19 protein-coding genes are annotated in these 21,849 nt (G+C 65.3%); 7 read left to right on the plus strand and 12 right to left on the minus strand.

Annotated features, from left to right (window positions below):
• Positions 1-6: 6 nt before the first annotated feature.
• The 6 genes from AC07PT_RS03315 to sucC form a co-directional block, all read right to left on the minus strand.
• The gene (locus tag AC07PT_RS03315) at positions 7-2,295 is read right to left on the minus strand and encodes a CHASE2 domain-containing protein (RefSeq protein ID WP_494655772.1); all 2,289 of its coding nucleotides are present in this window, start codon (positions 2,293-2,295) and stop codon (positions 7-9) included.
• Between the two features lie 20 nt (positions 2,296-2,315).
• Complete coding sequence (locus AC07PT_RS03320) at positions 2,316-2,987, minus strand: FHA domain-containing protein (RefSeq protein WP_492348483.1); 672 nt, start codon at positions 2,985-2,987, stop codon at positions 2,316-2,318.
• 68 nt (positions 2,988-3,055) lie between these two features.
• Positions 3,056-3,841 carry a Stp1/IreP family PP2C-type Ser/Thr phosphatase gene (locus AC07PT_RS03325; RefSeq protein ID WP_494655773.1) on the minus strand — a complete coding sequence of 262 codons (786 nt, stop codon included), beginning with the start codon at positions 3,839-3,841 and terminating at the stop codon, positions 3,056-3,058.
• Positions 3,842-4,284: 443 nt separating this feature from the next.
• On the minus strand, positions 4,285-4,974 hold the full coding sequence (locus AC07PT_RS03330; protein WP_492348485.1) for a TerC family protein: 690 nt from the start codon (positions 4,972-4,974) through the stop codon (positions 4,285-4,287).
• Positions 4,975-5,109: 135 nt separating this feature from the next.
• On the minus strand, positions 5,110-6,006 hold the full coding sequence (gene sucD / locus AC07PT_RS03335; protein ID WP_019573884.1) for a succinate--CoA ligase subunit alpha: 897 nt from the start codon (positions 6,004-6,006) through the stop codon (positions 5,110-5,112).
• Between the two features lie 15 nt (positions 6,007-6,021).
• Positions 6,022-7,182, minus strand: a complete 1,161-nt coding sequence (gene sucC, locus AC07PT_RS03340; RefSeq protein ID WP_027474734.1) for an ADP-forming succinate--CoA ligase subunit beta — start codon at positions 7,180-7,182, stop codon at positions 6,022-6,024.
• A gap of 156 nt (positions 7,183-7,338) precedes the next feature.
• Between sucC and argC the strand changes: the two genes are divergently transcribed.
• Complete coding sequence (gene argC, locus AC07PT_RS03345; protein WP_494655774.1) at positions 7,339-8,274, plus strand: N-acetyl-gamma-glutamyl-phosphate reductase; 936 nt, start codon at positions 7,339-7,341, stop codon at positions 8,272-8,274.
• A 72-nt stretch (positions 8,275-8,346) separates the two neighbouring features.
• On the opposite strand, the gene recX is transcribed toward argC, so the two are convergent.
• Positions 8,347-8,835, minus strand: coding sequence for a recombination regulator RecX (gene recX / locus AC07PT_RS03350; RefSeq protein WP_492348487.1), 489 nt, complete (start codon positions 8,833-8,835; stop codon positions 8,347-8,349).
• 63 nt (positions 8,836-8,898) lie between these two features.
• Positions 8,899-9,966, minus strand: a complete 1,068-nt coding sequence (gene recA / locus AC07PT_RS03355) for a recombinase RecA (RefSeq protein ID WP_492348488.1) — start codon at positions 9,964-9,966, stop codon at positions 8,899-8,901.
• A gap of 146 nt (positions 9,967-10,112) precedes the next feature.
• Here recA and AC07PT_RS03360 point away from each other — a divergent pair, with 146 nt between their 5' ends.
• The 3 genes from AC07PT_RS03360 to AC07PT_RS03370 all read left to right on the plus strand — a co-directional run bounded on the left by AC07PT_RS03360 (position 10,113) and on the right by AC07PT_RS03370 (position 12,830).
• Complete coding sequence (locus AC07PT_RS03360; RefSeq protein ID WP_492348489.1) at positions 10,113-10,592, plus strand: MarR family winged helix-turn-helix transcriptional regulator; 480 nt, start codon at positions 10,113-10,115, stop codon at positions 10,590-10,592.
• Positions 10,593-10,691: 99 nt separating this feature from the next.
• Positions 10,692-11,366, plus strand: coding sequence for a response regulator (locus AC07PT_RS03365; RefSeq protein WP_027474739.1), 675 nt, complete (start codon positions 10,692-10,694; stop codon positions 11,364-11,366).
• 9 nt (positions 11,367-11,375) lie between these two features.
• Entirely contained in the window at positions 11,376-12,830 is a 1,455-nt protein-coding gene (locus AC07PT_RS03370; RefSeq protein WP_492348490.1) for a sensor histidine kinase, read from the plus strand.
• 18 nt (positions 12,831-12,848) lie between these two features.
• On the opposite strand, the gene AC07PT_RS03375 is transcribed toward AC07PT_RS03370, so the two are convergent.
• From AC07PT_RS03375 to AC07PT_RS03385, 3 genes are read right to left on the minus strand one after another with little or no spacing between them, the layout of a single operon-like run.
• Positions 12,849-13,502 (minus strand): SPOR domain-containing protein, encoded by a 654-nt coding sequence (locus AC07PT_RS03375; protein WP_494655775.1) that lies wholly within the window; start codon positions 13,500-13,502, stop codon positions 12,849-12,851.
• Between the two features lie 41 nt (positions 13,503-13,543).
• A complete protein-coding gene (locus AC07PT_RS03380; protein ID WP_492348492.1) occupies positions 13,544-14,383 on the minus strand; it encodes a biotin--[acetyl-CoA-carboxylase] ligase in 840 nt (279 codons plus the stop codon).
• A gap of 10 nt (positions 14,384-14,393) precedes the next feature.
• Positions 14,394-14,966, minus strand: coding sequence for an SET domain-containing protein (locus tag AC07PT_RS03385; RefSeq protein WP_494655776.1), 573 nt, complete (start codon positions 14,964-14,966; stop codon positions 14,394-14,396).
• A 143-nt stretch (positions 14,967-15,109) separates the two neighbouring features.
• Between AC07PT_RS03385 and AC07PT_RS03390 the strand changes: the two genes are divergently transcribed.
• Positions 15,110-18,034 (plus strand): DNA topoisomerase III, encoded by a 2,925-nt coding sequence (locus AC07PT_RS03390; RefSeq protein WP_492348494.1) that lies wholly within the window; start codon positions 15,110-15,112, stop codon positions 18,032-18,034.
• Positions 18,035-18,088: 54 nt separating this feature from the next.
• Here the strand turns inward: AC07PT_RS03390 and AC07PT_RS03395 are convergent, their stop codons facing one another.
• On the minus strand, positions 18,089-18,739 hold the full coding sequence (locus AC07PT_RS03395) for a TetR/AcrR family transcriptional regulator (RefSeq protein ID WP_494655777.1): 651 nt from the start codon (positions 18,737-18,739) through the stop codon (positions 18,089-18,091).
• 111 nt (positions 18,740-18,850) lie between these two features.
• On the opposite strand from AC07PT_RS03395, the gene AC07PT_RS03400 reads away from it, so the two are divergent.
• Complete coding sequence (locus AC07PT_RS03400; protein ID WP_494655778.1) at positions 18,851-20,488, plus strand: acyl-CoA dehydrogenase family protein; 1,638 nt, start codon at positions 18,851-18,853, stop codon at positions 20,486-20,488.
• Positions 20,489-20,678: 190 nt separating this feature from the next.
• Positions 20,679-21,620, plus strand: a complete 942-nt coding sequence (locus AC07PT_RS03405; RefSeq protein WP_494655961.1) for a tripartite tricarboxylate transporter substrate binding protein — start codon at positions 20,679-20,681, stop codon at positions 21,618-21,620.
• Positions 21,621-21,849: the final 229 nt, after the last annotated feature.

Genomic DNA, 21,849 nt, shown 5'->3' on the forward strand with positions numbered 1-21,849 from the left:
ACATCCCTACTTGATGTCAAAGACCGTCACGCCATCCCAATCGTCGGGAGGGGGTGTCTGCTGGTATTGCAACAAACGCTCGCCATACATCTGACAAACCGTTACCAACGACTCCATTTTCCGCAACTCTTTCAGCCTCTGGCTACAGGCATCCCAATTTTTTGCGCGGTAGTTCGCCAAAAATTCCGCCCATTGGGCCAACTCTTCCTGGATGCGGCGCCCCGACTCTTCACTTTCGGGCACTGGGTGAGGCGTGTGGATCAGAACGGGCTCTCCCTTGCCTTTGACGCGCACGCAATCCAGCGTTTGCCACAGCGCCTCAGGATCAGCTTGGCGACGGGTGGTGTCTCCGGCGATCACAGAGACCCCGTAAAGCCTGGACAGCCCCTCGAGGCGCGACGCCAGATTGACCGCATCACCGATCACGGTGTAACTGCGGCGCAAGTCAGATCCCATGTCGCCGACCCGCATCACGCCGGTGTTGAGGCCGATGCCAACGCTCACGCGGGGCAGGCCCTGGGCGAGGCGCTCCTGGTTGAAGCGCGCTACCTCGTTCACCATGTCCAGGGCAGCCCGCACGGCCAGCGCGGCATGGTTGGGCAGGGCCACCGGGGCGCCCCAGAACGCCATGACGCAGTCGCCAATGTACTTGTCGATGGTGCCTTGATGACGGCGAATGCAGACAGTGAGTCGGCTGAACAGTTGGTTGAGCAAGGCCTGCACCGCCTCGGGCTCCAACCCTTCGGAGAGGTGGGTAAAACCGCGCATGTCGCAGAACATGACGGTGAGCTCGCGGCTGGCCGCACGCATGGTGTATTGATCAGGGGCCTGCAGCATCTGATCGACCAGTTCTGGTGGCACGTAGGTGCCAAAGACGTTGGCCAGTCGGCGCTTGGCACGGCTCTCCACCAGGTAGCCGTAGCTCATGTTCACGCCGAAAGTCAGCACGATCAGCAACAGGGCGCTGGCCAGGGGCAGCACCAGGCCGTGTGCACGGTACAGGGCAAAGTTGAGGCCACTGACCAGCAGCAAGCTGGCCAGGCTGGTCCACATCGCGGCGGCCGCGCTGAGCCCAGGCAGCAGCAAGGCCAAGGTCAGGCCCACGGAGGCGAGGACCAGCACTTCGTAGCCGGCAGCATAGTCAGGCCGCACCAGCAGATGCTGGTCCAGCAAACCGCTGATCAGGTTGGCGTGGGATTCCACCCCAGGGTAAATCTGCCCCACAGGCGTGGCCCGCAAGTCAAGCAGGCCCGGCGAGGTGGAGCCCACCAGCACGATGCGGCCCTGCAGGTCCTCACGCGGGGCCTTGGCCTGCAGGACGTCGATCGCCGAGACATAACGGTAGGAGCCCCCCCCGGGTCCGCCTCGCCCCCGAAAGGGCACCAGGGCCGTGCCGGAAGGGTCCAGGGGTACCCGCTCCGTGCCCGATTGGCCCTGCAGTTGCAAGGCCTCCAGCACGGGCGGTGATCCCCCTTCGCTTGGGGACTGCGCCCAGACGGGGCCGCTCACCCGCAGGTCATGTGCAACGCGGTACAGGGCCAGGGCCAGGGATTCGTAATACTGCCCGTCGTGGCGAGACAGCAGAGGCAGCGAACGGACCACCCCATCCTCGTCGGTGACTGAGTTGAAAAAGCCGGCGCGGGGCGCCGCACGCGCCAATTCGGGCAGGCTAGCGCCGTAGCCGTCCCAATCCAGCACTTGCAAGCCCTCTGCGGGCACTTGCGCGGCACTCAGAACGGGGGCCGGCAACTCTCCTTTGCGGCGCCCATCGCGATCGCTGGAGAAGTAATAGCCCAACACCACCGGGCGCCCCTGCAGCGCCTGAGCAAAGCGCCGGTCGTAATTCAAGCGGGGGGTGAGGTGGTCCAGTTGCTGCTTGAAGCCCGCATTGTCCTGCAGCGGGCCGTTGGCCAAGGCCTGCAGAGAGGCCAGCCCGGAACTGGTGTCCGACTCGGAGAACAGCACGTCAAAACCCAGCGCCGCAATCCCGTAGTGCTGAAACAGGCGATCCGCCAGCAAGGCCAGTTGATCGCGCCCCCAAGGCCAATGGCCGAGTTGGGCCAGGCTTTTTTCGTCGATGTCGACGATGGCCACCCGTTCGTCCAAGGTGGCCGGCATGGTCAGACGCAGGCGAACGTCGTAGATCTGGTCGTCCAGCCGGTTCACCAGTGTGAGGGGGAGGAGGCCCAGGACATGGGCCAGCAACAGGACGGCAGGCACCAACATGACGCCACGGCGCCAGAAGTGCCGAACGCTCAAGCGGCTCGCGGTTGCCGCTACGGCAGGCCAGACCATGCGGGCCGCCTTGAAAACACTCAAACCTGGAAGAACTGCATCTGGGTGCCCGCCAGTTCCAGCACGTCGCCACTTTTCAGGGTGACGGGCTCGGCGCTGACAGGGTTCCCGTTGAGGGTTGGGAAGGTACCGCCTTCCACGTGGGCCAGCACGAAGCCATGCGGGCGACGGGTGATGGCGGCCACCGCCACACCAGGCTTGCCAATGGTGGTGACCACCTTGGTCAGACTGACCTCACGGCCAGCCGCAGAGCCTGAAAGCACCTTGATCGAACCGGCCAGGGATTCTCCGGCCTGCGTAGGGGCCGACTGGTAGCTGCCCATGGCAGCAGGCACCGTGGAAAGAGAGTCGGACAATGAAACCGGCGGCTTCACCACCATGGTCTTGTCGTATTCGCTGGATTCCAGCTCGGCAATGAAGCGGATCTTGTACTTGCCGACTTCGATCGTGTCACCGCTCTGCAGTTGCTGCTTTTTGACGGCCTTGCCGTTCACATAGGTCCCGTTGGTGCTGTTGAGGTCTTCCAGCGTGACCGCCTGCCCCACCATCTGCAGCACGGCATGCTCACCGCTCACGGCCAGATTGTCGATGACGATATCGTTGTAAGGCCTCCGGCCCAGGGTGGTGCGCTCCTTGGTGAGCTGCACTTCCTTGATGACGACCCCATCGATCGATACGATCATCTTGGGCATGTTCGGTACTCCTGAAAACCTGGCTTGTTATGGATTGGTGGTGTTCGCAAAATGGCGAATCGGCAGAGCTAGCCGCCCCAAAGGCGTGACAGAAGCCTTTTCTTGGACGAGGCATCCCCCGCTCTGACCAGCAATACGCTGATATTATCGCGCCCCCCATGGTGATTGGCGATCTTGATCATTCGCGTTGCTTTCTGGGTCAATGCTTCGGGAATATTCAGCAGTTCGGCGATCTCGGCCGCCCCCATCATGTCTGACAAGCCATCCGAGCACAGCAGATAAAGATCCCCGTTCTCGACCCGGCATTCGCTGACCTCCAGGATGGCTGCGTCCTCCACCCCCATGGCACGGGTGACCAGATTGCGGTTGATGGACACTGCGGCCTGCTCAGGTGTGATCAGCCCGGCATCGACCTGCTCCTGCAACAAGGAATGGTCCTTGGTGAGCTGGGCCAATTCGCCATCACGCAGGCGATAGCAGCGCGAGTCGCCAATGTGGCCCAGCATCAGGCGGGCGTCCTGAAACACGCCCATGACGAGTGTGGTGCCCATGCCCGAATACTGGGGGTTGCTGTGCGCTGCGTTGAAAATGGCCCGGTTGGCGTTGTCGACGCAGATTTCCATCGCCCGCTGGATTTCCTTGGCGTTGGCATGTCGCCCCGCCTGCGCCAACCAACGCGACAATTCGGTGCGGATGAAGGTCGTGGCCATGCCGCTGGCCACCTCGCCAGCGTTGTACCCCCCCATGCCATCAGCCAGCACGGCCAGGCAGGTCGACTCGTCAAAAGTGACGGAATCCTCATTGTTGGCACGGGCCAGACCAGGGTCCGTGAAGGCACAAAACTCGTATTTCATGGCTCAAAAACCGGGTCCGACTCAGGAACCCAGGACAACCGCGGCAGCTCCGCCAGCCTCTTGCAGCCCATGCCAAGGCATGGGCAACCCCCTCGACAGCGGAAGCACAAGGCACACAGCGCCCTGCACAGGGCCAGCTGGCGTCAACCTTGAACCACTTCGTCGATCACCCTTGACGCATCACATGACAGCGTGCTCGGCACACCTCGTCACGGCACAGCCGGGTCAGCCTGACGAAGCCTCCATGACCTCGCCAAGACAGCCCCCACAGCAGGGTGATTTGTTGACTTATTTACACAAATAAACTGATCGACACACTATCAGAGGCCCCAGGGTGGAGCAAGTCAACTGCAGCAAAAATGACCACGGGGCCAGCGCCTGGGCGCTGGCCCCGTGGTTTGATCGCAGCCTGGCAGGAAAGCCAGGTCAGGCGGCAAGTGTCTTCAGTCTGCCTTGTGGGCCGCGGCGGAGCGGGCCTGCAGCACCTTGCCCACCAGCACCACCAATACCGCACCGGTCGTCGCGGCAACGTAGTGCAGCCAGGGGTTGGCATGTGCAAAGTCGGCCAGGAAGACATCGCTGGCGATCGTCTCACCGCCCACCCAGCCGATCAGTGCGGCACCCAGCACCACGATGATGGGGAAGCGCTCCATCAGCTTGATCATCAGCGTGCTGCCGAAGATCACCAGCGGAATGCTGATGCCCAGGCCCAGGATCAGCAGCAGGTCGCTGCCCTTGGCGGCGGCAGCCACGGCGATCACGTTGTCCAGGCTCATCACCAGGTCGGCGATCAGGATGGTGCGCACGGCGGCCATCATGTTGCCCGAGGATTTGGCTTCGCCTTCTTCCTCTTCCTCTTCGCTCAGCAGCTGGACACCGATCCACAGCAGCAGCAAACCGCCTACCACCTGCAGGAACGGCAGGCCGAGCAGCTTGGCAGCCACAAAGGTCAGCACGATACGCAACACCACCGCAGCGCCGGAGCCGAACAGAATGGCCTTGCGTTGCAGTTCGGGGGGCAGCGAGCGGGCCGCCAAAGCGATCACCACCGCGTTGTCACCTGACAAGATGATGTTGATCCAGACAATCTTGATCAGACCGATCCAGAAGTCCGGGCTTTGCAGCATTTCCATGCAGTTTCTCCTGTGTTTTGAATGCAAGAAGCGCCCGAAACCTGCGTTTCGAGCGCTTCTGTTGAGTGGGAGGCCGCAGTTTAACGACCTCTGGCCCTGCAGCCGTCCGTAATATTGCTTACGGACGCCGCTGGCTTACTTGAGCTGAGCTTTCAGCAGCTTGCCCAGTTCGGACGGGTTGCGGGTCACGACGAAACCGCACTCTTCCATGATGGCGAGCTTGGCATCGGCGGTATCGGCACCACCCGAGATCAGGGCGCCGGCGTGGCCCATGCGCTTGCCGGGAGGCGCGGTCACGCCAGCGATGAAGCCGACCACCGGCTTCTTCATGTTTTCCTTGCACCAGCGAGCGGCGTCGGCTTCATCGGGGCCGCCGATTTCACCGATCATGATCACGGCGTCGGTGTCCGGATCGTCGTTGAACGCCTTCATCACGTCGATGTGCTTCAGGCCGTTGATGGGGTCGCCACCAATGCCCACGGCGCTCGACTGGCCCAGGCCGACTTCGGTCAGCATGGCCACGGCTTCATAGGTCAGGGTGCCCGAACGCGAGACCACGCCGATGCGGCCCTTGCGGTGGATGTGACCCGGCATGATGCCGATCTTGATTTCGTCGGGGGTGATCAGGCCAGGGCAGTTGGGGCCCAGCAGCAGGGTGCGCTTGCCACCGGCGGCTTCCTTGGCCTTCATCTTGTTGCGCACTTCCAGCATGTCGCGGACCGGGATGCCTTCGGTGATGCAGATCGCCAGGTCCAGGTCGGCTTCAACAGCTTCCCAGATGGCAGCGGCTGCACCTGCGGGCGGCACATAGATCACCGACACGGTGGCGCCGGTTTCCGAGGCGGCCTCCTTGACGGAGGCGTAGATCGGGATGTTGAAGATCGACTCGCCGGCCTTCTTCGGGTTCACGCCAGCCACGAAGGCGTTCTTGCCGTTCGCGTATTCCTGGCACTTTTCGGTGTGGAACTGGCCAGTCTTGCCCGTGATGCCCTGGGTGATGACCTTGGTGTCTTTGTTGATGTAGATCGACATGTGTGTTCTCCGGGCTTACTTGACGGCAGCCACGATCTTGGTCGCAGCTTCGGCCATGGTGTCGGCGGCAATGATGGGCAGGCCGGATTCGGCCAGCAGCTTCTTGCCCAGCTCTTCGTTGGTGCCCTTCATGCGCACCACCAGCGGCACGGACAGGTTCACGGCCTTGCAAGCGGTGATCACGCCGTTGGCGATGGTGTCGCACTTCATGATGCCGCCGAAGATGTTGACCAGGATGCCCTTGACCTTTTCGTTCTTGAGCATGATCTTGAAGGCTTCGGTCACCTTCTCGGCCGTGGCGCCGCCGCCGACGTCCAGGAAGTTGGCCGGCTCGCCGCCGAACAGCTTGATGGTGTCCATGGTGGCCATGGCCAGACCGGCGCCGTTCACCAGGCAGCCGATGTTGCCATCCAGGCTGATGTAGGCCAGATCGAACTTGGAAGCCTCGACTTCAGCCGGATCTTCTTCGTCCAGATCGCGGTAGGCCACGATTTCCGGGTGACGGAACAGGGCGTTGGCGTCGAAGTTGAACTTGGCGTCCAGGGCGATCAGGTTGTTCTTGCTGTCGCGGTTCAGCGGGTTGATTTCAACCAGCGAAGCGTCGGTGTCCATGTAGCACTTGAACAGCTTCTGGAAGATGTCCACAGCCTGGGCGGTCGACTCGGCGGGCAGGCCGATGCCATTGGCAATGCGGGTCGCCTGCTCGGCGCTCAGGCCGGTCAGCGGGTCGATGAATTCGGTGATGATCTTCTCGGGGGTGGAGTGAGCCACTTCCTCGATGTCCATGCCGCCTTCGCTGGAGGCAATGAAGGCCAGCTTCTGCGTGGCGCGATCGGTCACGATCGACACGTAGTATTCCTTCTGGATGTCGGCGCCGTCTTCGATGTACAGACGACGGACCTTCTGGCCTTCGGGGCCAGTCTGGTGGGTCTTGAGCTGCATGCCCAGGATCTCGCCAGCCAGGCGCTTCACGTCATCGATGGACTTGGCCACCTTGACGCCGCCGCCCTTGCCGCGGCCGCCCGCGTGGATCTGGGCCTTGACGACCCAAACCGGACCGCCCAGTTTCTGGGCAGCTTCCACCGCCTCTTGAACCGTGAATGCAGGGATGCCACGGGGGACGGGCACACCAAACTGACGCAAGATTTCCTTGCCTTGGTACTCGTGAATCTTCATGAGGTCTCTCTCAGGAATGGATGATTTTCACCCGGCGACCTCGCAAAAGCCGGCGTCGGGCAGTGGACACAGCAACCTCGAAATGTATCATGCTGCCCTGCACAAACCTTGTGCGTAACTTACGTGGTTACCACAACACTGAGTCAGGAAGACATCATGGCCTTGGTTTTTATTGACGGCGAAGCAGGCACCACCGGCCTGCAAATCCGGGAGCGGCTGCAACACATGCCCGCCATCGAACTGGTGAGCATTGCGCCTGAACGACGCAAAGACCCGGCCGCCAAACGTGAGCTGCTGGCCGGCGTGGACCTGGTCATTCTGTGCCTGCACGACAATGCGGCCCGCGAGACCGTGGCTCTGGTGGACGAGCTGGAACGCAGCACCGGCCGCCCCGGCCCCAAGATCATCGATGCCTCGACCGCCCACCGCGTGAGTCCGGGCTGGGTCTACGGTTTTCCCGAACTGGCCCCGGGCCAGAAAGAGGCGGTGCGACAGGCCCGCCGCGTGGCCAACCCGGGCTGCTACGCCACCGGCGCCATCGCCTTGCTGCGCCCCCTGATTGATGCGGGCCTGCTGCCCAAGGACCACCCGGTGGCCCTGCCCTCGGTCAGCGGCTACTCGGGTGGCGGGCGCACCATGATCGAAGCCTATGAAAAAGGTGAAGCCCCCTTGTACGAGGCCTATGCGCTGGGCCTCAAGCACAAGCACATTCCCGAGATCATGGCCTGCACCGGCCTGACCCGCCGCCCCTTGTTTGTGCCCGCCGTGGGCAACTTCCGCCAGGGCATGCTGGTGCAGCTGCCGCTGCACCTGGACACGCTGCCGGGGGCACCCAAGGCCGCCGATCTGCACGACGCCCTGAGCCGCCACTATGCGGCCAGCGCCGCCGATGGGGGCTGGGTCAGCGTGCTGCCGGCCACAGAAGACGGCAAGCTCGATGCCCTGGCTCTGAACGACACCAACCAACTTGAACTGCGTGTGTTCGGCAACGATGAATTCAACCACGCCGTGCTGATCGCCCGCCTGGACAACCTCGGCAAAGGTGCCAGCGGCGCCGCCGTGCAGAACCTGCAGCTGATGCTGAGCCTCTGAGCGCACCAGCCCAGGCGCAGAAAAGGCCCCGAGGGGCCTTTTTTCATGGCGTGGTCCTGCGCACTGTGGCGCTCAATCCTGGTCGATTTCGTCGCTGCATGCCGACTCGTCGTCCTCAACGCCCCGGCCTGCCAGTACCTGGCGCACCACCTCGGACGAGAAGCCGCGCGCCATCAGAAAGCGGGTTTGCCGGGCCCGCTCGGTGGCCGCCGTCGGCAGGCTGTCAAAGCGCTTGCGCCAAACCACCTGAGCACGCGCCAGTTCGGTGTCACGCAAGCCGGCCAAGGCCTGCTGCACGGCTTCGCCCTGCAGGCCCTTGGCCTGCAACTCCTGACGCAGACGCCCGGCGCCCAGACGCGAGGCCCGGCGGTACAGCAGCGACTCGATCACGCGCTGCTCATCAATGAAGCCTCGGGCCTGCAACTCGTCCAGCGCCCGGGCCAATTCACCGGGCACCTCTTCGTGAGGCGCCAGCTTGCGCTCCAACTCTGAGCGCGAATGCTCGCGCATGGCGAGATAGCGCAGCGCACGCCCCTTGAGCGAAATCTTTTCAAACGACATCGGCACTCAGCCGGCCCAGAGGCCCCGCCCGGCAAGAGGCGGGCACCCCGGAGCCTGGGCCTGTCACGCGGCGTCGGCAGCCGCAGCCGGGCTGCTCAGCACCGGGGGCAACAGGGCGATGCCCAGGCTTTCACGCACCTTGTTCTCGATCTCGCGGGCCAGGTCGGGGTTCTCGCGCAGGAACTCACGGGCGTTGTCACGGCCCTGGCCGATCTTTTCGCCGTTGTAGGCATACCAGGCACCCGATTTTTCGATGATCTTGGCGGTGACACCCATGTCGATGATTTCACCATGGCGGCTGATGCCCTCGCCGAACAGAATGTCGAACTCGGCCGTCTTGAACGGAGGCGAAACCTTGTTCTTCACGACCTTCACCTTGGTCTCGTTGCCGATCGCCTCTTCGCCCTTCTTGATGGTGCCGGTGCGGCGGATGTCCAGGCGCACCGAGGCGTAGAACTTCAGCGCATTGCCGCCGGTGGTGGTTTCGGGCGAACCGAACATCACGCCGATCTTCATGCGGATCTGGTTGATGAAAATGACCATGCAGTTGGTCTTCTTGATGGTCGAGGTCAGCTTGCGCAACGCCTGGCTCATCAGGCGGGCCTGCAGGCCGGGCAGAGAGTCGCCCATTTCACCTTCGATTTCGGCCTTGGGCGTGAGCGCGGCCACCGAGTCGACCACGATCAGGTCCACCGCCCCCGAGCGCACCAGGCTGTCCACGATCTCCAGGGCCTGCTCGCCGGTGTCGGGCTGGCTGATCAGCAGTTCCTGCAGGTTCACGCCCAGCTTCTGGGCGTACTGGATGTCGAGCGCGTGCTCGGCGTCGACAAAGGCACACGTGCCGCCTTGCTTCTGCATCTCGGCCACCACCTGCAGGGTCAGCGTGGTCTTGCCCGAGGATTCCGGGCCGTAGATCTCCACCACCCGGCCGCGCGGCAGGCCACCCACGCCCAGGGCCACGTCCAGGCCCAGCGAGCCGGTGGAGATCACCTGGATGTCCTCGATCGCCTCGCCCTCGCCCAGGCGCATGATCGTGCCTTTGCCGAACTGCTTTTCGATCTGCGCGAGCGCGGCCTGCAAGGCCTTGGCTTTTTCGGAATTGGCGGCGTTGCCTTTGACGGGTGCGTCCATGGAGAGCTCCTGAAGAGGGTGAAAGGGTCGGGTGAATCAGTCACTGTGATTGATCACAGGCTGGATGCTTGAACAGCAGTTTAAACAAGGTCTTCTGATAATTTTCATGTTTTTTAGTCAGTTTGCCTGACTATTAAAATCACCCCATGCTCGCCCCTCCACCCGCTGCCGACGCCTGGCGCCTGACCCACCTGGGCCGGCTGATGGGCCACGCGCTGCGTCGCTTCGACGAGCGCGTGCTGACCCTGATGGCCCATGATCTGGACGTACCTCTGGCCTTGTCCAACCTGGCGGCCCGCGGCCAGGTGAGCGCGGCCCACATCCACATCACGCGCCACCTGGGCCTGGACGGCTCACGGCTGACCGAGTTGGCCGCCAGCGCCGGCATGAGCAAGCAGGCCATGGGCGATCTGGTGACCCAGTGCGAAGCCTGGGGCCTGGTGCGGCGCGAGGTCGACCCGCAGGACGCGCGGGCCCGGAGGATCTGCTTCACCGACACCGGGCTGGCCTGGCTGCAGGCCTTCCGGCGGGCCGTGACCCAGGCCGAGGCCGAATTCCGCGCCGCCGTGGGGGACGAGGTGGCCACCGTGGTGGCGCTGGGGCTGGAGGCCTACGCAGGCAGCTGAGGTGGGTTTGTCTGAAGACAATCCGACGGCTCATACGGCCTAGAATTTGGGGTGAACGGCCATGCCGAGCCGAACGCCGCCCGCACCCCAGGAGACCCCATGAGAATTCTGATTGCCGAAGACGACCAGGTGCTGGCCGATGGCCTGTTGCGCACCCTGCGCGCCTCGGGTGCCGCGGTGGACCACGTGGCCAGCGGCGCCGAAGCCGATGCGGCGCTGATGACCAACAACGAGTTCGATCTGCTGATCCTCGACCTGGGCCTGCCCCGCATGCACGGACTGGAGGTGCTCAAGCGCCTGCGCAGCCGCGGCTCGGCCCTGCCGGTGCTGATCCTGACCGCGGCCGACAGCGTCGAAGAACGCGTCAAGGGCCTGGACTACGGTGCAGACGACTACATGGCCAAGCCTTTCTCGCTGCAAGAGCTCGAAGCCCGCGTGCGCGCCCTCACCCGGCGTGGCATGGGCGGCACCAGCAGCACCATCAAACACGGCCCGCTGATCTACGACCAGGCCGGACGTGTGGCCACCATCGACGGCAAGATGGTTGAACTGTCGGCCCGCGAGCTGGGCCTGCTCGAGGTGCTGCTGCAACGCGCCGGCCGGCTGGTCAGCAAAGACCAGTTGGTGGAGCGCCTGTGCGAATGGGGCGAAGAGGTGAGCAACAACGCCATCGAGGTCTACATCCACCGCCTGCGCAAGAAGATCGAACGCGGCCCGATCCGCATCGCCACGGTGCGCGGCCTGGGCTACTGTCTCGAAAAAATCCCCGGCTAGGCCCACCCCTTGAAAATCTTCCAGCGTGAGCAGCGTTCGCTGTTTGGCGAGATCCTTGACTGGATGCTCACGCCCCTGCTGCTGCTGTGGCCGGTCAGCCTGGCCCTGACCTGGCTGGTGGCCCAGGGCATTGCCAACAAGCCCTTCGACCGGGCGCTGGACTACAACGTGCAGACGCTGGCTCAGCTGATCACGGTGCACAACAACCGCGCCAGCTTCAACCTGCCCCTGCCCGCCAGCGAGCTGCTGCGCGCCGACGACTCTGACATGGTGTATTACCAGGTCATGGGCACGCGCGGCGAGTTCCTGTCCGGCGAAGCCGCGCTGCCACTGCCCGCCGAAGAAGACAAGCAGGTCATCGGCGTGGTGCGCTTGCGCGACGACGAACTCAAGGGCCTGGAAGTGCGCGTGGCCTACATCTGGGTGCGGCTGCCGATCGAGAACGCCGAACCCGCCCTGGTGCAAGTGGCCGAGACCCGCGAGAAGCGCTCCGTGCTGGCCACAGAGATCATCAAAGGCGTGATGCTGCCGCAGTTCGTCATCCTGCCGCTGGCCGTGCTGCTGGTATGGCTCGCCCTGGCGCGCGGCATCAAGCCCTTGTCGCAGCTGGAGGAGCGCATCCGCGCCCGCGACCCCGACGACCTCAGCCCGCTCGACGACAAGGCCGTCCCAGTCGAAGTGGCCCCCCTGGTGTCTTCGGTGAACGACCTGCTGACACGCCTGAACGACTCGATCGCCACGCAAAAGCGCTTTCTGGCGGATGCCGCCCACCAGCTCAAAACCCCGCTGGCGGGCCTGCGCATGCAGGCCGACCTGGCCCAGCGCGAAGGCACCAGCACCGAAGAGCTCAAGCAGTCACTCAAGCAAATCGGGCGCTCCAGCATCCGCGCCACCCACACCGTCAATCAGCTGCTGTCACTGGCCCGGGCCGAGAACAGTGGTGCAGCCCTGACGCGACAGCCCTGCGACCTGGCCCGGCTGACCATGGAGGTGGTGCGCGACTCGGTGCCGCGCGCCATGGAAAAGCGCATCGACCTGGGCTACGACGGTGCCAGCCCTGGTGCGGCCGGCGTGCAACTGATGGGCAACCCCACCTTGCTCAAGGAGCTGGTGCGCAACCTGGTGGACAACGCCATCAACTACACCCCCAGCACCGACACCCGCCCCGGCGTGGTGACGGCCCGCGTGCTGGCCGACCCCTTCAGCCGAGCCCTGCTGCTGCAGGTGGAGGATTCGGGCCCCGGCATTCCAGAGGCCGAACGCGAGCTGGTGTTCCAGCCCTTCTACCGCGCCCTGGGCACCGATGCCGACGGCTCGGGCCTGGGCTTGCCCATCGTGCTGGAGATCGCGCGCCAGCACGAGGCCAGCATCACGCTCAACGACGCGCGGCCAGGCGAACAACCGCCAGGGGCCAGCTTCACGGTGCGGTTTGTATCGAACTGCCCTGAAGGCCTGCCCACCTGAGCCTGAATGGCCCGGTGGTCAGCACGGCCGCAGGCTTTTGCCGCCCAGGCTGTCGCGCAGCGGCTCCAGCTTGCCGCGCAGCGCCTCACCCACGGCCGGCAGCTTGAGGGCATAGGCCTTGCTGTCAGGTCGCTCCTGCACCACCTTGGCCGTGCGCACGCCGCGTTGCGACAGGGCGGCCAACTCTTCATTGGCGGCGCCCTGAGAAGCAAAGCTGCCCAGTGACAGACCGGGCTCCAGGGCCGGATTGGTCAAGGGTTCGAAGCTGATGCGGCGGGCCCGCAGTTCGGCCTTCTTGCGGCTCAGCATGTCGGGATCGCCGTAGCGGCCCATGTAGATGATCCAGCGCCCTGGCACGGTGATGGTGTCCAGACTCCATTGCCCCGTTGCAAGCGACTGCGTGGCGGCCTCGCGCACCACAGCCGCCAGCTTGTCGTCCAGGGGACCGGCGGTCAGGCATTCGGTGATGCTGGCGGCCGCGGCCTCGGCGGCCAGGCGCTTGCTTTCGTCGGCCGTCATCAGGGTCAGCGCCTCAGGCTTGATCTGCTGGGCCAGGTGCTGTGGCTCGGACGGGTTCACCGGGGCCAGCCCCAGCGCAGCCAGGTGACCCTGCGTCCACAGAAAATACGCACCATTGACCAGCAGCAGCAAGACGACGAGCAGACGAAGCATGGGCAGGTGTGAGACAAGGGCAGTGGGTTGAAACCAGGGCCTCAGCAGGCCGGTGGCGACGCAGGCACCGGCCGCACACTCACCTCGGAACTGTGGATGGCCTGGGTGCCCTGTGCAGTATGCACGAGCAGCGCCCCCCCGGCATCCACGCCAGCGGCCACCCCCTCCAGACCGTCGCTGGTGCGCACAGGCCGGCCGAGCAGCACATCACGGGTCAGGAAACGGGGCAGCAAGGGGGCAAAACCGCTGTCGGCAAAACCCAGCACCCTGGCCACCAGTGGGGGAATGACTTGCAGCAGCGTCTGCGGCGCGCTGGCCTGGGCCTGCCAGTCACGCAGTGTGGCCAGCGGGGTCGACGTGCCCTCGACGGCGCGCGGCAAGATGTTGAGGCCGACGCCGATCACCACATACCGCGGCGCGGGGGGCTGACCAGGCGGGGCAGCGCCGCCGCCGGCGGTCTCGATCAGAATGCCGCCCAGCTTGCAATCGTGCCGCCACAGGTCATTGGGCCATTTGAGCCCCAGGCCGGCCCGTGCATCGGGGTCGAGCGACTCTGCCAAGCTCAGCCCCACCGCCAGCGACAAACCCGACCAGTCAGCAGGCGCCAAAGGCAGACCCAGCGAAAACATCAGCGAGGGCGGCTCGCCCGCCTCAGGCGCACCACCGCCCTGCCAGACCCGGCCCATGCGGCCACGGCCGGCCGTCTGGCGCTCGGCGACCAGCAGCACCGGCTCATGGCGGCCCGCCCGGGCCCGGCGCATGAGTTCGGTGTTGGTGGAGTCGATCTCGGGCAGCACCTCCACCGAGAAGCCGGGCAGCACGGGTTCCACCGCCTCCCAGATGGCCTCGGCAGGCCAACGCACGACAGGGTTCATGGTCATGCCGCGCCCCTCAGGCAGCCCGCCGACCCGCCTTGGACGGCGCCTTGGCTGTCTTGGCTGTCTTGGCTGTCTTGGCTGTCTTGAGCTGGCTGGGCGTCTTGGGCGTGGCCGGGCGGCGCTTGGGCGCCAACAAGGTGCCACGGCACTGCGCAGCGCCGCACCAGCAGGGGTACTCGGCCTTGAGCTTGGGCGTGTAACGCTCGTCGATGATCAGGCCGTAGTCGTAGTTCAACTCTTCGCCAGCGCGGATGTTGCGCAGGGCACGGATGAAGATGCGGCCGTCTTCCTCATCGGCGATGCAATTGGGATCGCAGCTGTGGTTGATCCAGCGCGAAGAGTTGCCCCCGTGCAGCGCATCGATCACGCGGTCGGCATCGACGTGAAAATAAAAGGTGTGGTTCGGGTCGCTCGGATCGTGCGGGTGGCGGTCTTGCGCCTCATCCCAGGTGATCACCTCACCCACGTACTCGATCAGGGTCTCACCCTCAGCGATGTCTTGCAGGGCAAACACGCCTCGGCCATGAACCCCCGAGCGGCGGGTCTGGAGGCGGCGGCCGGAAATCGAGGGGGCTTTTGCGGACATGACCAAAAACTCTGTTAACTTGGAAAGAGCACCTGCGCGTGCGCACACACAGGTGCGTGTGTGCGTGCATGCGCGCGAAACCCGGATTGTAGGAGGCTGGCAGACCAGCTTCGGGCCGGACCTTGAAAAGGGAAGACGCTGAAATGACAAAGACTCTGGTGATTGCTGAAAAACCGTCGGTGGCACAAGACATCGTGCGGGCGCTCACCCCCAGCACAGGCAAGTTCGAGAAGTTCGACGATCACTTCGAAAACGACAATTTCGTGGTGACCAGCGCCGTGGGCCACCTGGTCGAAATCCAGGCTCCCGAGCAATTCGACGTCAAGCGCGGCAAGTGGAGCTTCGCCAACCTGCCGGTGATTCCGCCCTTCTTCGACCTGAAGCCGGTCGACAAGACCAAGAGCCGCTTGAACGCCGTGGTCAAGCAAGCCAAGCGCAAAGACGTCAGCGCCCTCATCAACGCCTGTGACGCGGGCCGCGAGGGCGAGCTGATCTTCCGCCTGATCGAGCAATACGCGGGCGGGCAGAAGGGCGGCCAATACCAGCCGCTGGGCAAACCGGTCAAGCGCCTGTGGCTGCAGTCGATGACGCCCCAGGCCATCCGAGACGGCTTTGACAAACTGCGCAGCGAAAGCCAGATGGCCGGCCTGGCCAGCGCCGCCCGCAGCCGCTCCGAGGCCGACTGGCTGGTGGGCATCAACGGCACCCGGGCCATGACGGCCTTCAACTCGCGCGATGGCGGCTTCTTCCTGACCACCGTGGGCCGAGTCCAGACCCCCACGCTGGCCGTGGTGGTCGAGCGCGAGGAACAGATCCGGAAATTCATCAGCCGCGACTACTGGGAAATCCACGCCAGTTTCGGCGCCGCCGCAGGCGAATACCCGGGCAAGTGGTTCAACCCCACCTGGAAGAAAGACCCTGAAGACGCCGAAAAGCGTGCCGATCGCGTCTGGAGCGCCCAGGAAGCCCTGACGATTGCCAATGCCGTGCGCGGCAAGCCGGCCACGGTCACCGAAGAAAGCAAGCCCACCACGCAGGCCTCGCCCCAGCTGTTCGACCTCACCTCGCTGCAGCGCGAGGCCAACGGCAAGTTCGGCTTCAGCGCCAAGACCACGTTGGCCCTGGCGCAAAGCCTGTATGAGCGCCACAAGGCCCTGACCTACCCGCGTACCGACTCGCGCGCCCTGCCCGAGGACTACCTGCCGGTGGCCCGCCAGACCTTCGAGATGCTGGCCGACAGCGGTATGCGTCACCTGGCCCCGCACGCCCTGACCGCGCTCAACAACGGCTACATCAAGCCCAGCAAGCGCATCTTCGACAACAGCAAGGTCAGTGATCACTTTGCCATCATCCCCACGCTGCAAGCCCCCAGCGGCCTGAGCGAAGCCGAACAGAAGCTGTACGACCTGGTGGTGCGCCGCTTCATGGCGGTGTTCTTCCCGAGTGCCGAATACCAAGTCACCACCCGCGTGAGCCAGGTGCTGGAGCACCACTTCAAGACCGAAGGCAAGGTGCTGGTCAAGCCAGGCTGGCTGGCCATCTACGGCAAAGAAGCCGCGGCCGAAGTGGCCGATGCCAAGGAAGGCGACAAGGGCCAGAACCTGGTGCCCGTGGCCCCCGGCGAGAAGCCGCTGGCCGAAAGTGCCGAGGCCAAGGGCCTGAAGACCCGCCCACCGGCGCGCTACTCCGAAGCCACGCTGCTGGGCGCCATGGAAGGCGCCGGCAAGATGGTCGAAGACGATGAACTGCGTGAAGCCATGCAGGAAAAGGGCCTGGGCACCCCAGCCACCCGGGCCGCCATCATCGAAGGCCTGATCCTCGAGAAATACATGCTGCGCGAAGGCCGCGAGCTGATCCCCACCGCCAAGGCCTTCCAGCTCATGACACTGCTGCGCGGTCTGGGTGTCGAAGAGCTGTCGCGCCCCGAACTCACCGGCGAGTGGGAGTACAAGCTCTCGCAGATGGAAAAAGGCCTGCTCAGCCGCGAAGAGTTCATGCAGCAGATCGCTGCCATGACCGAGCACATCGTCAAGAAGGCCAAAGAATACGACCGCGACACCGTGCCCGGCGATTACGCCACCCTGGGCGCGCCCTGCCCGAATTGCGGCGGCGTGGTGAAAGAAAACTACCGCCGCTACAGCTGCACCGGTGCCGACGGCCACAGCGACGGCTGCGGCTTCTCGTTCACCAAGTCGCCGGCGGGCCGCACCTTCGAGCCCGACGAGGCCGAAGCCTTTCTGCGTGACAAGCACATCGGCCCGCTGGAGGGCTTCCGCTCCAAGGCGGGTTGGCCCTTTGTGGCCGAGATGGCGCTCAAGTTCAGCGAAGACGACAAGAACTGGAAGCTCGAGTTCGACTTTGGCGATGACAAGGACGGCGAAGAAACCGGCGAACTGCAGGATCTGTCGGGCCAGGAATCCTTGGGCCCCTGCCCCAAATGCGGTGCCCCGGTGGTGGAACATGGCGCCAACTATGTGTGCAGCAAATCGGTGCCCACCGCCGAGCAGCCCACTCCGAGCTGCGACTTCAAGAGCGGCAAGATCATCCTGCAGCAGCCGGTGGAACGCGATCAGATGCACAAGCTGCTGAGCACTGGCAAGACCGACCTGCTCGACAAATTCGTCAGCATGCGCACCCGCCGCAGCTTCAAGGCCTTCCTGGCCTGGGACGCTGCGGCCAGCAAGGTGAACTTCGAGTTCGAACCGCGCGAAAGCAAGTTCCCGCCGCGCAAGACCGCGGGCGCAGCCGCCAAGGCCGCCCCGGCCAAGAAGGCCGCAGCCAAGGCCCCGGCCGCCAAGAAGACCGCCACCAAGACCCCGCGCAAGGCCACGCCGGGCAGCGGGCTCACCCCCAGCGCCGCATTGGCTGCCGTGATCGGGGGCGAGGCCGTGGCGCGCACCGAGGTCATCAAGAAGGTGTGGGACTACGTGAAGGCCAATGGCCTGCAGGATGCCGCCAACAAGCGCGCCATCAACGCCGATGCCAAGCTGCTGCCGGTGTTCGGCAAGCCGCAGATCACGATGTTCGAGCTGGCGGGCATTGTCGGGAAGCATCTCTCCGCGGCTTGACCCCCCTGAGCCGCCTTCGGCGCCACCATGCGGCCGGGGCAAAGCCCTTGATGATCACCCCCTGGGCAGGGCTTGTGTCAGGTAGCCGAGCAGGGCCTGGGTGGCCTGTTGCTCGAGCGCGTCCAGGTCGGGCGGGGTCGGGCTGGCCAGGTGGGCGTGGGCGACCAGGCCGTAGAGGATGGTCTGGCAGACCCGGGCGGCTTGCGGCGCCTGGGCCCGCGCCGGCTCGGGCAGATCGCCTGCGGCCTCGATCACCTGCACCCAGCCCTCGATGAAGCGCTGGTACATCTTGCGGTAGGCCTCCACCCCTGAGAGGTGGCGCTCCAGCAGGTAATGGGCACTCCACTCGGCAGGGTGGGCCCGGTGGGCCGCCAACTGAGAGGCCAGCACGGCCTGCACCAGCTCGGCCAGGGGGCGGCCGCGCCGGGCCTCCACCGCCTGCTGCAGGGCCGTCAACAGCTCCTTGGAGCGAAGGTGCAGGCAGACCCGCGCCAGGTCTTCCTTGCTGGCAAAGTACTCGTAGAAGCTGCCCAGGCTGGTACCGGCCAGGCCGGTGATCGCACGGATGCTGATGCGGGGGTAATCGCTCTCTACCAAAAGCTGAACAAAGGCCTGCTGCAGGGCCTGGGCCGTGAGGCGGGCACGCGACTGGCTCGGGCGTCGTCGCTGGGGCTTGGCGGGGGTCGAGGGGCGGGGCGAGGTCATGCAGGCAAATCCGGACACCCTTCGGGCCAGGGCTTCATAGAATTTTCGAGGAGCTTGGGCGTGCCATTTTGACCGCCCACTGACTGCCCGGCGAACCCACAGGAGACACCCATGATCGGCCACCACCCGGACAACCAGGTCCCGGAACTCAAGGACTACAACCTGTACGCCAGCGACCCGGTGCTGCGACGCTCGGTGCAGCGCGGCGGCGCCGCCTGGCGCGAGCCCGAGCTGCTGCGCCAGGGCGCCGAATACGGCAGCGAGTCCGTGTTGCGGGCCGCCGAAGACGCCAACCTGTACCCGCCCGAGTTGCGCACCCACTCGGCCACCGGCCAACGCATCGACTTCGTGAAGTTCCACCCCGCCTGGCACACCGTGATGGCCATCGCACGGCGCAACGGCAATGCCAACCTGCCCTACACCGATGCCCGCGCCTCGGCCTGGACGGCCTATGGCGCCTCGATGTTCATGCACAGTCAGATCGAGTCGGGCTCGGGCTGCCCCACCACCATGACCAAGGCCTGCATCCCGGTGATCGCGCTGAACGCGCCGCTGTACGCCGAGTTGGCGCCCAAGCTGATGTCGCTGGAGCATGACCCGCGCGACATTCCGCTGGCCCAGAAGACCTCGATCACCGTCGGCATGGGCATGACCGAAAAGCAGGGTGGCAGCGATGTGCGCACGAACACCACCCGCGCGGTGCCCCACGGGGCGGGCCCCTGGGGAGAGGAGTTCCTGCTGACCGGCCACAAGTGGTTCTTCTCGGCGCCGATGTGCGACGGCCACCTGGTGCTGGCCAAGACCGATGAGCACGGGTCGTCGTGCTTTTTCGTGCCCCGCTGGCGGCCCGACGGCAGCAAGAACCCGATCCACATCCAGCGACTCAAGTCCAAGGTCGGCAACCGCTCCAACTCCAGCAGCGAGGTCGAGTTCAAAGAGGCCTGGGGCGTGCTGGTAGGAGCCGAGGGGCGGGGCATCCGCACCATCATCGAGATGGCCAACTACACCCGGCTGGACTGCGCCTTGTCCAGTGCCGGCTACCTCCGCCAGGGCCTGGCGCAGGCCCTGCACTACACCCGCAACCGCTTCGTATTCGGGCGCTACCTGGTCGACCAGCCGGCCATGACCACGCTGCTGGCCGACATGGCCTTGGAGGCCGAAGCCGCCACCGTGCTGGCCATGGACCTGGCAGCCCACTTCGGCTCCAACGCCCCCCAGGACGTGGCCTGGCGGCGCCTGATGACCCCGGCCGCCAAGTTCTGGAACTGCAAGCGGGCGGTGGGCTTTTGCGGTGAAGCCATGGAGGTGTTCGGCGGCAACGGCTATGTGGAGGACGGCGCCATCGGCCGCCTGTTCCGCGAAGCCCCGGTCAACTCGATCTGGGAGGGCTCGGGCAACGTGATGTGCCTGGACGTGCTGCGTGCCATTGCCCACGCGCCCGATGACGCCCACGGCGTGCTCGACCTGCTGCAGGACATCGCCTCGCAAGAGCCCGAGCTGCTGCGCCAGGTGCACCTGCTGCGCACGGCCCTGATGCTGCCCCCCGAGGCCCTGGAGGCCCAGGCACGGCGCTTCACCCAGCGCCTGGCCTTGACGGCCCAGGCCTGCCTGATGTTGCAGCAGGCCAGCCCACTGGCCTCGGGGGCCTTCATCGCCAGCCGCTTCGACCCCGATTGGGGCCCGGTGAGCGGCATCACGGCCGGTACCGCCCAGGCCACCGAATTGATCAAGGCGGCCACCGCCGCCTGATCGACAGAAGGCGGTAGACATTGCCTTGACGGCACAATGGGCGCAGCACTGTCGGCCTATCCCAAGCCATTTCATGTCCTATCCGAACCGGCAGGCTCTTTTGGAGACTGTTCCCATGCCTGCCTTCCCCTCGACTGAACACCGCCACCCACCCCGGCGACTGCTGGGCCTGGCCCTGGTGGGCGGCCTGATGCTGAGCCTGGGTGGCCAGGCGCTGGCCGCTGGCTGGCCCGCTGAACGCCCGATCAAACTGGTGGTGCCGTTCCCCCCCGGCCAGGCCACCGACCTCTTTGCCCGTGCGCTGGCAGAGCCCCTGTCGCAGCGCCTGGGCCAGAGCGTGGTGGTCGAGAACAAGGCCGGTGCCGGCAGCAACATCGGCAGCGAGTTCGTGGCCCGATCTGCCCCTGACGGCTACACCCTGCTGGTGGCAGGCAGCGCCATGGCCGTGAACCAGACCTTGTACAAGAAGGTCAACTTCGACCCCACCAAAGACTTGGTGGGCATCTCGCTCATCGCCAAGGTGCCCCTGATCTTTCTGGCGACGCCGGCCTCGGGCATCACCAGCCTGCGCCAGCTGGTGCAGCAGGCCAAGGCCGCCCCGGGCCAGTTGAGCTATGCCAGCGCCGGCATCGGCGGCACGCAGCACCTGTCGGGCGAGATGCTCAAGGCGCAGGCCGCCGTGTTCATCACCCACATCCCCTACCGCGGCAGCGGTCCGGCCCAGGCCGACTTTCTGGGCGCCCAGGTGCCGCTGATGGTCGACTCGGTGACGGCGGCACTGCCCCACATCCAGACCCACAAAGCCGTGCCACTGGCCGTGACCTCGGCCACGCGCTCGTCTCAACTGCCCGACGTGCCCACGGTGCGTGAAAGCGGCCTGCCGGCCCTGAAGAACTTCGAGGCCGTGGGCTGGCTGGGCTTGATGGCGCCACGCGGCACCCCGCCCGAGGTGCTGCAGCGCCTGAACACCGAGGTGGTGGCCCTGCTGAAATCAGAGAAGCTGGCGGCCTTCATCCGCGAGCGGGGCTCGGAGCCCAGCCCGGGCACCGGCGCCGAGTTCGACCGTTTCATTGCCAGCGAAATCGTGAAATGGGGCGCCGTGGTCAAGACCTCGGGTGCCAGCGCTGAATGAATGTGGCCCCCACGGTCGCGCACTGCGTGTCGCTCCCTGCCCCCCGAGGGGGCCGCAGGCCGCCTTGGGGCGGCCCGGCGCCGGCCTGTTCACTTCGTTGCAGGACTGCTGGATGAAGACAGGGGCCTGAAGGCCTCTGCGCTCGCTCACTTCGTGTCGCTCCCTGCCCCCCGAGGGGGCCGCAGGCCGCCTTGGGGCGGCCCGGCGCCGGCCTGTTCACTTCGTTGCA

Source organism: Curvibacter sp. GW821-FHT09D12 (genome assembly GCF_059416245.1).